General features: G+C 68.9%; 16 protein-coding genes and 1 tRNA gene. 14 read left to right on the forward strand and 3 right to left on the reverse strand.

Features of this window, described 5'->3' with window-relative positions:
• Window positions 1-62 precede the first annotated feature (62 nt).
• The 11 genes from thrS (at window position 63) to A7A76_RS11215 (ending at window position 9010) form a co-directional block, all read left to right on the forward strand.
• On the forward strand, window positions 63-1961 hold the full coding sequence (thrS, locus tag A7A76_RS11165; protein ID WP_206411256.1) for a threonine--tRNA ligase: 1899 nt from the start codon (window positions 63-65) through the stop codon (window positions 1959-1961).
• Window positions 1962-2054: 93 nt separating this feature from the next.
• On the forward strand, window positions 2055-2588 hold the full coding sequence (gene infC, locus A7A76_RS11170; RefSeq protein WP_428995128.1) for a translation initiation factor IF-3: 534 nt from the start codon (window positions 2055-2057) through the stop codon (window positions 2586-2588).
• Between the two features lie 293 nt (window positions 2589-2881).
• On the forward strand, window positions 2882-3079 hold the full coding sequence (gene rpmI, locus A7A76_RS11175) for a 50S ribosomal protein L35 (RefSeq protein ID WP_027083463.1): 198 nt from the start codon (window positions 2882-2884) through the stop codon (window positions 3077-3079).
• Window positions 3080-3091: 12 nt separating this feature from the next.
• Entirely contained in the window at window positions 3092-3451 is a 360-nt protein-coding gene (gene rplT, locus A7A76_RS11180; RefSeq protein ID WP_057948387.1) for a 50S ribosomal protein L20, read from the forward strand.
• 187 nt (window positions 3452-3638) lie between these two features.
• Complete coding sequence (locus A7A76_RS11185) at window positions 3639-4028, forward strand: hypothetical protein (protein WP_206411258.1); 390 nt, start codon at window positions 3639-3641, stop codon at window positions 4026-4028.
• A 16-nt stretch (window positions 4029-4044) separates the two neighbouring features.
• The gene (pheS, locus tag A7A76_RS11190) at window positions 4045-5070 is read left to right on the forward strand and encodes a phenylalanine--tRNA ligase subunit alpha (protein ID WP_206411259.1); all 1026 of its coding nucleotides are present in this window, start codon (window positions 4045-4047) and stop codon (window positions 5068-5070) included.
• A gap of 163 nt (window positions 5071-5233) precedes the next feature.
• Window positions 5234-7630: a phenylalanine--tRNA ligase subunit beta gene (pheT, locus tag A7A76_RS11195; RefSeq protein WP_206411260.1), complete on the forward strand. Its 2397-nt coding sequence runs from the start codon at window positions 5234-5236 to the stop codon at window positions 7628-7630.
• A gap of 45 nt (window positions 7631-7675) precedes the next feature.
• On the forward strand, window positions 7676-7990 hold the full coding sequence (locus A7A76_RS11200; protein WP_036101930.1) for an integration host factor subunit alpha: 315 nt from the start codon (window positions 7676-7678) through the stop codon (window positions 7988-7990).
• Window positions 7971-8327: a MerR family transcriptional regulator gene (locus A7A76_RS11205; RefSeq protein ID WP_074872445.1), complete on the forward strand. Its 357-nt coding sequence runs from the start codon at window positions 7971-7973 to the stop codon at window positions 8325-8327. The genes A7A76_RS11200 and A7A76_RS11205 overlap by 20 nt, the downstream gene beginning before the upstream one ends.
• 133 nt (window positions 8328-8460) lie before the next feature.
• Window positions 8461-8537 (forward strand) — tRNA-Pro (locus A7A76_RS11210).
• Window positions 8538-8818: 281 nt separating this feature from the next.
• Window positions 8819-9010, forward strand: a complete 192-nt coding sequence (locus tag A7A76_RS11215; RefSeq protein ID WP_074865615.1) for a hypothetical protein — start codon at window positions 8819-8821, stop codon at window positions 9008-9010.
• Window positions 9011-9528: 518 nt separating this feature from the next.
• Here the strand turns inward: A7A76_RS11215 and A7A76_RS11220 are convergent.
• The gene (locus A7A76_RS11220; protein ID WP_206411261.1) at window positions 9529-10539 is read right to left on the reverse strand and encodes a TraB/GumN family protein; all 1011 of its coding nucleotides are present in this window, start codon (window positions 10537-10539) and stop codon (window positions 9529-9531) included.
• Between the two features lie 316 nt (window positions 10540-10855).
• On the opposite strand from A7A76_RS11220, the gene A7A76_RS11225 reads away from it, so the two are divergent.
• The 3 genes from A7A76_RS11225 to A7A76_RS11235 are packed head-to-tail and all read left to right on the forward strand — an operon-like array spanning window position 10856 to window position 13197.
• The gene (locus A7A76_RS11225; RefSeq protein ID WP_206411262.1) at window positions 10856-11245 is read left to right on the forward strand and encodes a hypothetical protein; all 390 of its coding nucleotides are present in this window, start codon (window positions 10856-10858) and stop codon (window positions 11243-11245) included.
• A gap of 13 nt (window positions 11246-11258) precedes the next feature.
• Window positions 11259-12851: a PepSY-associated TM helix domain-containing protein gene (locus A7A76_RS11230; RefSeq protein WP_206411263.1), complete on the forward strand. Its 1593-nt coding sequence runs from the start codon at window positions 11259-11261 to the stop codon at window positions 12849-12851.
• 13 nt (window positions 12852-12864) lie between these two features.
• Window positions 12865-13197, forward strand: a complete 333-nt coding sequence (locus A7A76_RS11235; RefSeq protein WP_206411264.1) for a DUF3325 domain-containing protein — start codon at window positions 12865-12867, stop codon at window positions 13195-13197.
• Between the two features lie 225 nt (window positions 13198-13422).
• Here the strand turns inward: A7A76_RS11235 and dxs are convergent, their stop codons facing one another.
• A complete protein-coding gene (gene dxs / locus A7A76_RS11240) occupies window positions 13423-15333 on the reverse strand; it encodes a 1-deoxy-D-xylulose-5-phosphate synthase (RefSeq protein WP_206411265.1) in 1911 nt (636 codons plus the stop codon).
• Window positions 15334-15561: 228 nt separating this feature from the next.
• The coding region (locus A7A76_RS11245; protein WP_206411266.1) for a hypothetical protein at window positions 15562-16168 on the reverse strand (607 nt) is incomplete at its 5' end.

Here is a 16168-nt window from a genome sequence, read left to right on the forward strand (position 1 = left end):
GCGCCGCGACCCCGGCCGCCCGCGCCGCCGCACCGACCTCACGCTCTGCGAACCAAGAAGCCATGATCGCCATTACCCTCCCCGACGGCAGCCGCCGCGAATTCGACCACCCCGTCTCCGTCATGGACGTCGCCGCCTCGATCGGCGCCGGCCTGGCCAAGGCCACCGTCGCCGGCGAAGTCGACGGCAAGCTGGTCGACGCCAGCGACCGCATCGACCACGACGCGCGCCTGCGCATCATCACGCCCAAGGATCCCGAAGGCGTCGAAATCATCCGCCACTCCTGCGCCCACCTGGTCGGCCACGCGGTCAAGCAGCTGTACCCGACCGCGAAGATGGTGATCGGCCCGGTCATCGAGGAAGGCTTCTACTACGACATCTGGTACGAGCGCCCGTTCACCCCGGACGACATGGCCGCGATCGAAGCGCGCATGATCGAGCTGATCGACAAGGACTACGACGTGATCAAGAAGGTCACGCCGCGCGAGGAAGTGATCGCGGTGTTCCAGTCGCGCGGCGAGGACTACAAGCTGCGCCTGGTCGAGGACATGCCCGACGAGAAGGCGATGGGCCTGTACTACCACGAGGAATACGTGGACATGTGCCGCGGCCCGCACGTGCCCAACACGCGCTTCCTCAAGGCGTTCAAGCTGACCCGCATCTCCGGCGCGTACTGGCGCGGCGATTCCAAGAACGAACAGCTGCAGCGCATCTACGGCACCGCGTGGGCCGACAAGAAGCAACTCGCCGCCTACATCCAGCGCATGGAAGAGGCCGAGAAGCGCGACCACCGCAAGATCGGCAAGCAGCAGGACCTGTTCCACCTGCAGGAAGAAGCGCCGGGCCTGGTGTTCTGGCACCCGAAGGGCTGGTCGATCTGGCAGGTGGTCGAGCAGTACATGCGCAAGGTCTACCGCGACAGCGGCTACGGCGAAGTGCGCTGCCCGCAGATCCTGGACGTGTCGCTGTGGCAGAAGTCCGGCCACTGGGACAACTACAAGGAGAACATGTTCTTCACCGAGTCGGAGAAGCGCACCTACGCGGTCAAGCCGATGAACTGCCCCGGCCACGTGCAGGTGTTCAACCAGGGCCTGCACAGCTACCGCGACCTGCCGATCCGTTACGGCGAATTCGGTTCCTGCCATCGCAACGAGCCGTCCGGCGCGCTGCACGGCATCCTGCGCGTGCGCGGCTTCACCCAGGACGACGGCCACATCTTCTGCCTGGAAGACCAGATCGAAGCCGAAGTGACCGCGTTCCACCAGCAGGCGCTGGCGGTGTACGGCGATTTCGGTTTCGACGACATCCAGATCAAGATCGCGCTGCGCCCCGAATCGCGCCTCGGCGACGACGCCACCTGGGACAAGGCCGAAGCCGCGCTGCGCAGCGCGCTGTCGGCGTGCAACGTGGAATGGCAGGAGTTGCCGGGCGAAGGCGCGTTCTACGGCCCGAAGATCGAGTACCACTTGAAGGACGCGATCGGCCGCACCTGGCAGCTCGGCACGATGCAGGTCGACTTCATGATGCCCGGCCGCCTGGGCGCGGAGTACGTCGACGAAAACAGCCAGCGGCGCACGCCGGTGATGCTGCATCGCGCGATCGTCGGTTCGATGGAGCGTTTCATCGGCATCCTGATCGAACACCACGCCGGCCAATTCCCTGCGTGGCTGGCGCCGGTCCAGGCGGCGGTGCTCAACATCACCGACGCCCAGGGCGATTATGTGGAAGAGGTCAGGAAACTCCTTGCAAATCAAGGGTTCCGGGTCGAGGCGGATTTGCGAAACGAAAAAATCGGCCGTAAGATTCGCGAGCACACGCTGCAGCGCGTGCCGTACCTGCTCGTGGCCGGCGACCGCGAGAAGGAAACCGGCACGATCGCGGTGCGCACGCGGGGTGGGGAGGACCTGGGGACGATGACCGTTGCCGAGTTCGCTTCGCGTCTTACCAGCGAGCGGGCCTGACCCGGCCGGCCGCCACCCGCGCGCAGCGCCACCACCTCCGTCCCGGCCAGGCCGGGACGGCCCTAGACGCGTAAGTTCGCGTTTTCATTGGAGATTGCAACAATCAGTACCCCTGAGAAGCCGAATCGAAAGAACCAGGAAATCCGCGTCCCGCGCGTGCGCGTGATCGGCAGCGACGGCGAGATGATCGGCGTGCTCACGCGCGACGAAGCGCTGCGCATGGCCGAAGAGGAAGCCCTGGATCTGGTCGAAATCCAGCCCAACGCCGATCCGCCGGTCTGCAAGATCATGGATTTCGGCAAGTTCCGCTTCGAGCAGCAGAAGAAGGCCAACGAGGCCAAGAAGAAGCAGAAGCAGGTCGAGATCAAGGAACTCAAGTTCCGTCCGGTCACCGACGAGGGCGACTACCAGATCAAGCTGCGCAACATGCGCCGTTTCCTGGAAGAGGGCGACAAGGTCAAGGTCAACATCCGCTTCCGCGGCCGCGAAATGAGCCATCAGGAGCTCGGTCGCGAAATGGCGGCGCGGATCGAGGCCGACCTGGGCGACGACATCGTGGTCGAGTCGCGTCCGCGCCTGGAAGGGCGGCAGATGGTCATGATGATCGCGCCCAAGAAGAAGACCTGAGCCGTGTCCTTCCCCGCCCGCGGGGAGGGCCGAGGCGCGGTCGGGGGCTGGGAGTTCGGCTCCCAATCCCCTGATTTGCCTGAAGATATTTGCAAGCCCGGCGCCGAGCCCGCATACTATGCGGCCCGGTTCGCCGGGTTTGTTGTATGCAGATGCACGGACCTGTCGTAGATTCTTTAGTTATCAACGACTTACAAGCCGGCAAGGGCAGGACGGAAAGAGTGGCCGCACGCGTCGCGTGCCCCGGCCACCGCCCAGGCCAGTGACATAAAACCATCCGAAAGGACATCGCAATGCCCAAGATCAAGACCAATCGGGCGGCGGCCAAGCGCTTCCGGAAGACCGCTTCCGGCAAGTACAAGTGCGGCCACGCCAACAAGAGCCACATCCTCACCAAGAAGGCGACCAAGCGGAAGCGCAACCTGCGGCAGACGAACCATGTTCGTGCCGAGGACGCGGGCCGTCTGGACCGCATGCTTCCGTATTTGTGAGGAGACTGAAAAATGGCACGAGTTAAGCGTGGTGTTACGGCGCGTCGCCGTCACAAGAAAATCCTGAAGCAGGCCAAGGGCTACTACAACGCCCGCCGCAAGGTCTTCCGCGTCGCCAAGCAGGCGGTGACGAAGGCCCTGCAGTACGCCTACATCGGTCGCAAGCAGAAGAAGCGCAATTTCCGTTCGCTGTGGATCACCCGCATCAACGCGGCGGCCCGCATCAACGGCATGAGCTACAGCCGATTTATCAACGGCCTGCTGAAGGCCGGCATCACCCTCGACCGTAAGGTGCTGGCGGACATCGCCGTGCACGACGCGAAGGGTTTTGCGGCTCTGGCGGAAAAGGCGAAGAGCGCGCTCGCGGCTTGATGCGGGTCCCTCCGCAAGAGCCCGCGCATCCATGCGCGGACTCTTGAAGACGAGGAACCACAACGGCATGGGGAAGGGCGCGAGTCCTTCCCCATTGTCGTTTCTGGGCCCGCGACATCAGGCGGTCGGACCCACCCAGGAGGATGCGATGAAAGGAATTTCCAGGTACGGCCGGTCCGGCGTGTGGATGCTGGCGTTGCTGGGCGGCATGGCGGGATCGACGCTCGCCGCGGCGCGCGACAACGCGGCCGAGGAGGCCCAGACCCTGCAGCGCTTCGCCGAGGTGATGCTGGCCAAGGGCCGCAACGAGCAGTGCAAGGTGCTCGACGAAGCGCGCACCCGGCAGCTCGACGACGACGTCACCGCGATCCTCAGGAAGCTGGAGAAGCGGGTTGCGCCGCAGAAACTGCTCGGGGTGGCGCTCAACGCGACCGTCGCGACCGGCGCGCCGGAATCGGCGGCGAACTGCGACGAGGCGACCCGGCAAACGGTCGAAGCGGGCAGCGAACAGGCGCGGGGCTGGGCGGAGGAACTCCGCGGCCGGCGATCGCGAGGCAATTCAACGCAAGGCAAGTGAGAGGACACCCGAGCACATGGCGCAGATCGAGCAACTGATCCAGCAGGCGCTGGCCGAGATCGACGCGGCGGCTTCCCCGGACGCCATCGAAGCGCTGCGCGTGTCGCTGCTCGGCAAGTCCGGCAGCGTCACCGCCCAGCTCAAGCAGCTCGGCGCGTTGCCGCCGGACGAGCGCAAGGCCGCCGGCGAAGCGATCAACCTGGCGCGCGACCGCCTGACCGTCGCCCTGGCCGGGCGCAAGAACCTGCTCGACGCCGCCGCGCTCGACGCGCGCCTGGCCGCCGAGACCATCGATGTGACCCTGCCCGGCATCGACGCCGCGCGCGGCGGCCTGCATCCGGTCAGCCGCACCATGGAGCGCATGGCCGACATCTTCGGCCGGCTCGGCTTCGAACTGGCCGACGGCCCGGAGATCGAAGACGACTGGCACAACTTCGAGGCGCTCAACTTCCCGCCGCACCATCCGGCGCGGGCGATGCACGACACGTTCTACTTCCCGCACGACAGCGCCGGCGTCGCGCGCCTGCTGCGCACCCACACCTCGGGCATGCAGGTGCGCTACATGCTGCAGGCCGTTGCCGATAAGAGCGGGCCGCCGCTGCGCATGATCGCGCTGGGCAAGGTCTACCGCAGCGACAGCGACCAGACCCACACGCCGATGTTCCACCAGTGCGAAGGCCTGCTGATCGACGAGCATTCCAGCTTCGCCGACCTCAAGGGCACCCTGGCCGAATTCGTGCGCGCGTTCTTCGAGCGCGATTTCGAGATGCGCTTCCGCCCGAGCTACTTTCCCTTCACCGAGCCCTCGGCCGAAGTCGACATCGCCTGGCAGCAGGCCGACGGCAGCACCCGCTGGCTGGAAGTGCTGGGTTGCGGCATGGTCCACCCGAACGTGCTGCGCAACGTCGGCATCGACCCGGAGCGCTACACCGGCTACGCCTTCGGCATGGGCGTGGAGCGGCTGACCATGCTGCGTTACGGCGTGGACGATTTGCGCAGCTTCTTCGAGAACGATGTGCGGTTCTTGAGGCAGTTCGCCTGAGGAGCGGGGAAAGAAGAGCGGGATTGGGAATTGGGGAACTGCCGTTGCGCAGCAGCTTGCATCCCGATGCCCTCCGGCTCTTGCGTTCCCACAGTTCCCTGACCCCGCTTCTTGTTTCCCGCTTCTTACTTCCCGCTCCGCTTCTGCCCCCGGTTCCCAATCCATGAAATTCAGCGAAAACTGGCTCCGCCAGCACGTCCCGACCGCCGCCTCGCGCGATGAGCTCGCCGCGACCCTGACCGCGATCGGGCTGGAAGTGGAAGAGGTGACCGCGCTCGGCGCCGCGCTCGACGGCGTCGTCGTCGCCCGCATCGTCAGCGCCGAAAAACACCCCGAAGCCGACCGCCTGCAGGTGTGCTCGGTCGAGACCGGCAGCGGCACCGTGCAGATCGTGTGCGGCGCGCCGAACGCGCGCGCGGGGCTGATCGCGCCGCTGGCCCCGGTCGGCGCGACCTTGCCCGGCGGCCTGTCGATCAAGGCCGCCAAGCTGCGCGGCGTGGAGTCGTTCGGCATGCTGTGCTCGGCCAAGGAACTCGGCATCGACGCCGACGCCTCCGGCCTGCTGGAACTGCCGGCCGATGCGCCGGTCGGCCAGCCGCTGGCGCAGTACCTGGGCCTGCCCGACGCCAGCATCGAGATCAAGCTGACCCCGAACCGCGCCGACTGCTTCAGCGTGCGCGGCATCGCCTACGACGTCGCCGCCGCCACCGGCAGCGCGGTCGCGCCGCTGGCGATCGAGCCGGTGCCGGCCGCGATCGACGCGGCGCTGACGGTCGAACTCGACGCCGGCGCGGACGTGCCGCGCTACTGCGGCCGGGTCATCGAAGGCGTCGACGCGACCGCGCCGACGCCGGTGTGGATGGCCGAGCGCCTGCGCCGCAGCGGCGTGCGCCCGGTGTCGTTCCTGGTCGACGTGACCCAGTACGTGATGCTGGAAATCGGCCAGCCGATGCACGCCTTCGACCGCGACACCCTGGCCGGCCCGGTCGGCGCGCGGCGCGCGCGCCAGGGCGAGACGACGCAACTGCTCAACGCGCAGGAAGTGACGCTCGACGAGCAGTTCATCGTCATCACCGACGGTACCGGCGCGGCCCAGCGCATCGTCGCGCTCGGCGGGGTCATGGGCGGCTACGACAGCCGCGTCACCGACGCCACCCGCAACGTGTTCCTGGAGGCCGCGCACTTCGCTCCGGCCGCGATCATCGGCCGCGGCCGCAAGCTCGGCCTGCACACCGACGCCGGCCATCGCTTCGAGCGCGGCGTCGATCCGGAACTGCCGCGCACCGCGATCGAGTACGCGACCCGGCTGATCCTCGACATCGCCGGCGGCGCGCCCGGCCCGCTGACCGAATCGGCGCTGCCCGAACACCTGCCGCAGCCGCGGCCGGTGACGCTGCGGCGCGCGCGGCTGGCGCGGGTGCTCGGCCTCGCCGTCGCCGATGCCGAGGTCGAACGCATCCTCGATGCGCTGGGCCTGAAGGTCGAGGCCAGCGACGACGGCTGGCGGGTGACCCCGCCGAGCCGCCGCTTCGATATCGCCATCGAAGAGGACCTGATCGAAGAAATCGCCCGCATCCACGGCTACGACCGCATCCCGACCACGCTGCCCGGCGGCGCCGCGCGCCTGGTCGCGCCGACCGAGACCCGCGTCGACGCGCCGACCGTGCGCCGGCAGATGGCCGCGCGCGACTACCTGGAAGCGGTCAACTACGCCTTCGTCGACGCCGCCTGGCTGGAACTGTGGCAGGCCGGCGAGGACGCGGTGACGCTGGCCAATCCGCTCAGCGCCGAGCTCGGGGTGATGCGCACGATGCTGCTGCCGGGGCTGGTCGCCGCGCTGGCGCGCAACGCCGCGCGCCAGCAGGAACGGGTGCGCCTGTTCGAACTCGGCAACGTGTTCCATGCCGTGCCCGGCGAGGCGCCGCGCGAGACCCAGCGCATCGCCGCCGCGGTCTGCGGCAGCGCCGGCGCCGAGCAGTGGGGGCGGGCGGCGCGGCCGGTCGGCTTCCACGACCTGCGCGGCGACCTCGACAGCCTCGCCGCCGCGGCCGGCGCGCGCCTGGAGTACCGCCCGAGCGCGCCGTCGTGGGCGCATCCGGGCCGCAGCGCCGATGTATGGCGCGTCGACGGCGGCCGCGCGCTGCGCCTGGGCTGGATCGGCCAGTTGCATCCGCGCCTGCTGCGCGCGCTCGACCTCGACAACGACGTCGTCGCCTTCGAGCTGGACCTGAACGGATTGACCGAGCGCGCCATCGCCAAGGCCGGAGCGCAGTCCAAGTACCCGTCGGTGCGCCGGGATCGCGCGTTCATCGTCGCCGATACGGTGCCGTGGGCGGCCATTCAGGCCACCGTTCAGGCCGCCGCCGGCCCCAGCCTGCGCGAGTTGGTGCTGTTCGACCGCTACCAGGGCAAGGGCGTGGAAACCGGATTCAAGAGTCTCGCTATGGGCTTGATTCTGCAGGATGAATCGCGCACCCTGACCGACCGGGACGTGGATGCCGTGGTGGCCGAAGTGACCGCCGCGGTGGAACGCGAACACGGCGCCAGGCTGCGTAGCTGACGCCTCGCGCGGCCGTCACGGTCCGGACGTTATTCAGAGGTCACCATGGCACTTACCAAAGCGGAAATGGCGGAGCGGCTGTTCGACGAAGTCGGGTTGAACAAGCGCGAGGCCAAGGAATTCGTCGACGCGTTCTTCGATGCGTTGCGCGAAGCGTTGGAGCAGGGGCGCCAGGTCAAGCTGTCGGGTTTCGGCAACTTCGACCTGCGCCGCAAGAACCAGCGCCCCGGCCGCAACCCGAAGACCGGCGAGGAGATTCCGATTTCCGCGCGCACGGTGGTGACCTTCCGCCCGGGCCAGAAGCTCAAGGAGCGGGTCGAGGCGTACAGCGGAGGCGAACATGCTGGATCCGGGCAGTAACCGCGAACTTCCGCCGATTCCGGCCAAGCGCTACTTCACCATCGGTGAGGTCAGCGAGCTGTGCGAGGTCAAGCCGCACGTGCTGCGGTACTGGGAGACCGAGTTTCCCACCCTCAACCCGGTCAAGCGCCGCGGCAACCGCCGCTACTACCAGCGCCACGAAGTGCTGATGGTGCGGCAGATCCGCGGCCTGCTGTACGAACAGGGCTACACCATCGGCGGCGCGCGCCTGCGGCTGGAAGGCGAGGCGGCCAAGGACGAGTCGGCGCTGTCCTCGCAGATCGTCAAGCAGGTGCGGATGGAGCTGGAGGAAGTGCTGCAGCTGTTGCGGCGCTGACCGATCGCGACCCGGCGGCCGGCATCCTCCCCGAGCGCCGCGATGCCTCAGTTCCCCATCCCTATTCCCCATTCCCTGCTTCAAGCGGCTATACTTGCCGCCCGCTCGCAAGAGCGGACATCGCAATCCACGTCGGGGCGTAGCGCAGCCTGGTAGCGCATCTGCCTGGGGGGCAGAGGGTCGTCGGTTCAAATCCGGCCGTCCCGACCAATTGCGAAGTCGCAGCACCGAGACCCTGGCGAAAGCCGGGGTTTTTCGTTTCCGGGCGCCTGCCCGTGGAAGCGGGCGGCATGCGCCCGACGCTTCCGGCTTTTGTGGGAGGGCCTTCAGGCCCGATGCCTTCCGCTCCGCCGCGACGAACCCAAGTTCATCGCCCCCGGCCTTGAAGATCGCAGCCTCTGCGAAGCCTGCGCGCGATCATGACGGACATGGCCGACGGCCACGTCCCCGAACCGGCGGGGCCCGATGCCGGCGCTGCGAGGAAGCCTTCCATGACCCCGACTCCGCTGGAACGCACCGGCGAATTCGAGCGCACCGACAATGGCTGGGTGCTCAAGTTCTGGATCCGCGAAGACGCCGGCCTGCGCCTGCGCCACGAAGTGTTCGACGACACCCCGGCGCTGCTGCGGCGGATCTATGAGGTGTTCGGGCGTGCGGGCGCGGGCGCCGGCGCGACCGGCTGACGCGCGCCGCGCCCACGAACCGTGGCCGTAGCTTCGTTTGCGACTGTAGGAGCTGCGCGAGCTGCGACTGCGGGGTAGGCGGTTGCGTCGAAAGCGAGGTGTCGCGGTCGCGGCTCGCGCCGCTCCTACAGGGAGGGGGTATTCGTAGTTTCGATTCCGACGGTAGGAGCTGCGCGAGCTGCGACTGCGGGGTAGCCGGTCGCGTCGCAAGCGCGATGTCGCGGTCGCGGCTCGCGCCGCTCCTACAGGGGGCGTCCGTAATTTCGATTCCGACTATAGGAGCTGCGCGAGCTGCGACTGCGGGGTAGCCGGTCGCGTCGCAAGCGAGGCGTCGCGGTCGCGGCTCGCGCCGCTCCTACAGGGAGGGGGTATTCGTAGTTTCGATTCCGACGGTAGGAGCTGCGCGAGCTGCGACTGCGGGGTAGCCGGTCGCGTCGCAAGCGAGGTGTCGCGGTCGCAGCTCGCGCCGCTCCTACAGGGGGGCGACCGGGGGGCGAGTCGCGTCAAACGACCGACGCTTACGGATCCTCGACGGTATAGCCCGCCGCGCGCAGACGGTCGAGCAAGCCGCCGTTTTCGAGCAGGTCCGACACGGGCAGCGAGGCGAAGGTGCTGTTGTTCTTGGCGATGGCTTCTTCCGCCACCGCCAGCCAGTTCGCGCTGACGCGCTGGCGCAGGTCGCCGAGGTTGAGGCGGCGGGCCACGCCGGTCGCGGCCAGCGCTTCCAGGCAGGTGCGGTATTGGTCGCCCTGCGGCAGGGTGCGCAGGGTGGCGATGTCGCCGACCGCCCAGGCGTTGCCGCGCGCGCGCATCGCTTCCAGGTCGGTCTCGATGCGCGAAAGGGTCTTGGCGAAGCACTCGCGGTCGTCCATCGCGCTGTCGGCGAATTCCTTGAGCGTGGCCTTGGGGTCGTCGATCTTCAGCGTGACCCTGGCCTCGGTGACCGTGACGCCGTGCTGCCTGGCGGCTTTTTCCACCACCGGCTGGACCACGCCCTTGAGCGACATTCCCGATTGCTTGATCGCCGCTTCGTAGAGCTCCTGCGCGGCGAAGATCGGCCGCCACTTCTCCACCCCGCCGTCGCGGCCGATGTAGCGCGCCTTGAGCACGCTCCAGCGCGCGTACAGGTCGGCCGGCACCACCTCGTCCAGGGTCTTGCCGTCCGGATTCTTGCGCGCCTTCAGCGCGGTGGGGATCAGCATCATGGTGCGGAACATGCCCAGCTCGGTGCCGAGGCTGACCGAGGGCGGGGCGATGACTTCCTGCGAATCGGCGATGGTCGCCTCGACCTGGCGCGACAGCCAGGTCATGTCCTTCGGCAGCGGCGTGACCGTGCCGAGGATCCACAGCACGTGGCCGCCGCGCATCACTTTCCACAGGCCGGGGCCGGGCTGTTCGCCGGTGACCACCAGCGTGTCCATGTCGCGGATGTCGCCGGCGGACGGTGTCGGCGTCGCAGCGGGCGGCGTCTGCGCCGAGGCGGCCGGCAGCAGCGCCAGCAGGGCGAGGGCGGTGAGGGCGCGGCGCATCCTTGGCGTTCCTGAAAAGGGGAGTGGGGCAGGCGGGCGTGGCGGATCGTAGCCGGTCCGCGCCGTCGCCGGTGTGCGCATCTGTAACACGTTGCGGCGTCTGCGCGGTGTCGGTTTGGCGGATTCGCCGGGCGCTCATGGTTTGCAAATGAGAACCATTGCCAACTAGACTGGGCGGACCGGCGCGCCCGGAGCGGGCGATTCCGCCCGGCCGCGCCACCCGATCCGATCCACGGCCGCTCCTGGCTCCGTGCCCGTTCCAGACGTTCCGGCTCCCGGCAGGACGCCGCCGGCCGTTCTCACCGCCCAAGCCGCCATGACGCAAAGCTCCGCACCCACGGCCGTCGCGACCGCCGGCCCCGATCCGCGCGCCGCGGCGCGCAAGCCGCGCGCGGCGCTGTCGTGGCGCTACCGCGGCGCCGTCGCGGCGCGTACGTTCGCGGCGATCGTGATCGGCTATTTCGTCGCCTACGGCTTCGCTGCGTTCTCGACCATGGCATTGCCGTTCTCGCGCGTGGACAGCGTGGTCGCGGCGAGCCTGCTGAGCTTCTTCGTCTGGTGCGCGGCGGCGATGTACGCCTTCGCCGCGCGCAGCGCCTGGCGCGCGTGCTGGGCGCCGGCGGCGGTCGCGGCGCTGCTGCTCGGCGCGGCCAAGCTGTGCGGCGCGGTCGCGCTGTTCCCCGGCGCCGCGCCGGCGGCGATGTGAGGCGGGAGGCCCGATGAAAAACACTTTCTCGCAAGCGATGGCGTGGCTGCACACCTGGGCCGGGCTGGTGATCGGCTGGCTGCTGTTCGTGATCTTCGTCGGCGGCACCATCGCCTGCTTCGACAAGGAACTCACCCACTGGATGCAGCCGGCCCTGCACGGCCACGAGCGCAGCGCCGACAGCGTCGACCTCGACGCGGCGATGGCGCAGCTGCAAAAAGTGTCGAAAGAACATCCGCACGCCTACTACATCACCTTGCCCGGCGAGCGCAGCAAGTCGCTGCAGGGCGGCGTGTACTACGACGTCGGCGATCCGGACCTGTTCAACCTCGATCCGGCCACCGGCCAGCCGATTCCCGAGACCGCCGGCGGCGAGTTCTTCTTCACCCTGCACTTCAACCTGCACTCGCCGACCTGGGGCATGTACATCGTCGGCCTGGCCGGCATGTTCATGCTGATCGCGATCTTCACCGGCATCGTGATCCACAAGCGCATCTTCAAGGATTTCTTCACCTTCCGTCCGAAGAACGGCGGCCAGCGCGCGTGGCTGGACGGGCACAACCTGACCGGCGTGCTCGGCCTGCCGTTCCACCTGATGATCGCCTACACGGGCGTGGCGATCTTCGTCGCCAACTACATGCCGGCCGGCTTGTTCGCCGCGTTCAACGGCGACACCGAGAAGTTCTTCGTCGAGGCCGCCGACAGCTACGAGCGTCCGGAAACCGGCAAGCCGCTGAAGACGATCCACTCCATCGATGCGCTGATAAAGGACGCGCGCGCGCGCCTGGGCCAGCCGGTGACCTGGGTCAGCGTGCACCATCCCGACGACACCAGCGCGACGATTTCCTTCGGCGGCGACCACAGCCGGGACGTCGCCTGGAACTTCCGCCAGGCGTTCTACGACGCCAACGACGGCCGCTTCCTGCACGTCAGCGGGCCGATGGCGGCCGGCTACCAGGCCTACACCTTCATCGGCGGCATGCACATGGCGCAGTGGGGCGGCAGCGCGCTGCGCTGGCTGTACTTCGTCATGGGCATCGCCGGCTGCGTGATGATCGCCAGCGGCATGCAGGTGTGGGTGAACAAGCGCGCGAAGAAGATCGCCGAAGCCGGCAGCCTGTCGGGCTACGGCCTGGTGCAGGCGCTGAACCTGGGCGTGGTTGGCGGCCTGCCGCTGGCGAGCGCGGCGATGGTGATCGGCAACCGCCTGATCCCGGCCGACGCGGCCGCGCGCGCGAACGCCGAGATCGCGGTGTTCTGCGCGGTGTGGATCGCCGTGACCTTGTACGCGGCGATTCCGGCCGTGCACAAGCGCGGCTGGGGCCGGTTCTTCGCGCTCAACGCGGTCGCCTTCGCGCTGGTGCCCTTGGTCAACTTCGCCACGGCACCGAACAGCCATCTGGTCGCGACGATCGCGCGCGGCGACTGGCCGCTGGCGGCGGTGGACCTGACCGCGTTCGCGCTGGCATCGGGTTTCGCGCTGCTGGCGCGGCACAGTTCGGTCAAGGCGCGGCAGCCGGCGCCGCAACGCCAGCCGCGGCGCGAGCGCGCCGGCGGCAGCGGCGGCGAAGCCTCCGGCGGCAAGCCGGCGCTGGCGGATCGCTGAGGAGCGCGCATCGATGCTTTGGTTGGGAATGTGTCTGGGCGTCGCGGCGTGGTGCCTGCTGAGCCTGGGATTGGAGAAGCACCATCGGCAAGTGTTCGCCGGCGCGTTCCGCCCGGCGCGCGCGCGCGCGTTGCGCGGCGCCGGCTGGGCGCTGCTGGCGCTGGACTTCGGCCTGTTCGTCCACGGCTGGGGCTGGGCGCAGGGCCCGATCTTCTGGACCGCGGCGCTGATCGTATCGGCGCTGGCGTGGACCTTGTTGATGACGATGGTGCCGAAGGCGAGTACCAAGGTCGCGGCGGCGGCGATGCTGAGCGCGCTCGTGGCCATGCCGTTCTGGATGGGGTGAGCGCGCGCGTGGCGCGGCGTTCGCCGTAGTCGTCGTCGCGCGGTCGCGGCTTGCGCCGCTCCTGCAGGGGCTTCGGCTGCAGCGTATCTCCTTGTAGGAGCGGCGCAAGCCGCGACCGCGACACCGCAGCCGCGACGAATCCATCGCAAGCGCGACCCATCCACCGCCGCAAACGAAAACGCCCGGCTCAGCGCCGGGCGTCTTGTCTTGCGTTGCCGCCTGCGCTCACCCCGCCGCGGACTGCGGCGCCGGCTGCGCCGCCAATTGCGGCCAGCGCTTGAGCACGCTGGCGCGGATCGAGGCCGCGTCGAGCCCGGCTTCGGCCAGCAACTGCTCGCGGCTGGCGTGGTGCTGGAATTCGTCCGGCAGGCCCAGGTGCAGCACCGGCAGCACGACGCCCTCGGCCGCCAGCAGCTCGGCCACGCCGCTGCCGGCGCCGCCGGCGACGACGTTGTCTTCCAGCGTCACGAAGCCTTCGTGGCTCTTGGCCAGTTCCAGGACCAGCGCGCGGTCGAGCGGTTTGACGAAGCGCATGTTGACCAGGGTGAGGCCGAGTTCGGCCGCCACTTGCTCGGCCGCCGGCACGATCGCGCCGAACGCGAGCAGGGCGATGCGCTTGCCGCTGCGGCGCAGCTCGGCCTTGCCGATCGGCAGGGTGTCGAGGTTGAGCTGGATCGCCGCGCCCGGGCCGGTGCCGCGCGGATAGCGCACCGCGGCCGGGCCGGAGTACTGGAAGCCGGTCGACAGCATCTTGCGACACTCGTCCTCGTCGGCCGGCGCCATCACCACCATGTTCGGCACGCAGCGCAGGAACGACAGGTCGAGGTTGCCGGCGTGGGTGGCGCCGTCGGGCCCGACCACGCCGCCGCGGTCGATCGCGAACATGACGTCGAGGTTCTGGATCGCCACGTCGTGCACGAGCTGGTCGTAGCCGCGCTGCAGGAAGGTCGAATAGATCGCCACCACCGGCTTGGCGCCTTCGATCGCCATGCCCGCGCCGAGCGTCACCGCGTGCTGCTCGGCGATGGCCACGTCGAAATAGCGCTGCGGGTATTCCTTGCTGAAGCGCACCAGGCCCGAGCCTTCGCGCATCGCCGGGGTGATGCCCATCAGGCGCTCGTCGGCGGCGGCCATGTCGCACAGCCACTCGCTGAAGACGTCGGTGTAGGTCGGCTTCTTCGCGCCGGGCTTGCTGATCAGGCCCTTCTCCGGATCGAACGGGCCGACCGCGTGGTAGCCGATCTGGTCGCCCTCGGCGAGCTCGTAGCCCTTGCCCTTGGTGGTGATGATGTGCAGCAACTGCGGGCCCTTGAGGCCCTTGAGCGTCTTCATCGCGCCCAGCAGCGCCGGCAGGTCGTGGCCGTCGATCGGGCCGGTGTAGTGGAAGCCGACTTCCTCGAAGAAGGTCGAGGGCACGAACATGCCCTTCCAGTGCTCTTCCCAGCGGCGCACGAACTTGGCCGCGGGCTTGCGCTTGTCGCCGAGCAGCTTCTTGCCGCTCTCGCGGATCGCGTTGAGGGTGCGGCTGCTGGTGAGGCGGCCGAGCATCTTGGTGACGCCGCCGACGTTCTCGGAGATCGACATCTGGTTGTCGTTGAGGATCACCAGCAGGTTCGGCTCCGGATCGCTCATGCCGCCGGCGTGGGCCAGCGCCTCGAACGCCATGCCGGCGGTCATCGCGCCGTCGCCGATCACCGCCACCACCTTGCGCTCGTCGCCGCGGCGCTGCAGCGCCACCGCCATGCCCAGCGCGGCCGAGATCGAGGTCGAGCTGTGGCCGACGCCGAGGGTGTCGTACTCGGATTCGTCGCGCTTGGGGAACGGCGCGACGCCGTCCTTCTGCTTGACCGTGTGGATGCTGTCGCGGCGGCCGGTGAGGATCTTGTGCGGATAGCTCTGATGGCCGACGTCCCAGACCAGGCGGTCGACGGGCGTGTCGTACAGCCAGTGCAGGGCGACGGTCAGCTCGATCACGCCGAGCCCGGCGCCGAAATGGCCGCCGACCAGGGCGACCTGCTCGATCAAATAGGCGCGCAGTTCCTCGGCGATCGCCGGCAGTTCCTCTTCCGGAAAGCGGCGCAGGTCGGCGGGGACCTGAATGCGGGAAAGACGCGGGTAGCGCTGCGAATCGATCATTACGACCACTGGCGTTCAGCTGGTCGAGCATTGTCCCGCCGACGTGTGAGGCGGGCAAGAAGTGTGACGGTTCGTGGTTCAGGCAGGTGCCTGCGGCCAGATTCCGTCAGCCCCGGGCGCGAAGCCGGTCGCAGCGGCATTGGCGGCCGTAGCGCGCCGATGGCGCACGTTGGCCGGCGTTCGCCGCAGAGCCTCGGCCGAGGCTCTGCGACATCGGGACGCAACCGCTCAGCGGCCGCGCAGGCGCCCGAACAGGCCGCCGGACTTGGCCTGCTCGGCCGGCGGCGGATCGCCCTCGGCCTCGGCGAAGCCGGTGGCGAGGTTGGCGTTGATGAAATCGGCGACTTCGGCCTCGGTCACGCCGCTGGCCTCGGCGATTTCTGCCAGGTGCGCGGGGCCCTTCATCATCACCGTGGCGATGCGGAAGTGCTTGGGGTATTCGCGCTCGGTCTGCGGCCACTTGGTCATGCGGTAGCGGCGCGCGGCGTCGTAGCCCGGCGCGAGCCGGCCGCGGCCGGCGAGCAGGTTGCCGAACCACACCAGCCGCGCCAGCGGCATCGGCGCGCCCATCTGCGCGGCGGCGGCGTCCCACTGCGCGGCCGGCAGCAGTTCGAATTCGGACGAGGCGAAGCCGCGCTCGAACAGCGCCGACAGCGGCTTGAGCGCGGCCGGGCCGTGGTAGCGGCGCTGGTCGGCGTCGATCAGCAGGCGTTCTTCGCCGCTGCCCACGCGCAGCAGGCCGCGCAGGCGGCCGGGCACCAGCCAGTCGAGCAGGCCGTCGCCGCTGGCGGTGACGCCGGGCGCGGCCGGCGCGGGGGCGGCGGCTTGCGATGGT

Origin of the sequence: Lysobacter enzymogenes (assembly GCF_017168095.1) — a bacterium.
GTDB lineage: Bacteria > Pseudomonadota > Gammaproteobacteria > Xanthomonadales > Xanthomonadaceae > Lysobacter > Lysobacter enzymogenes_D.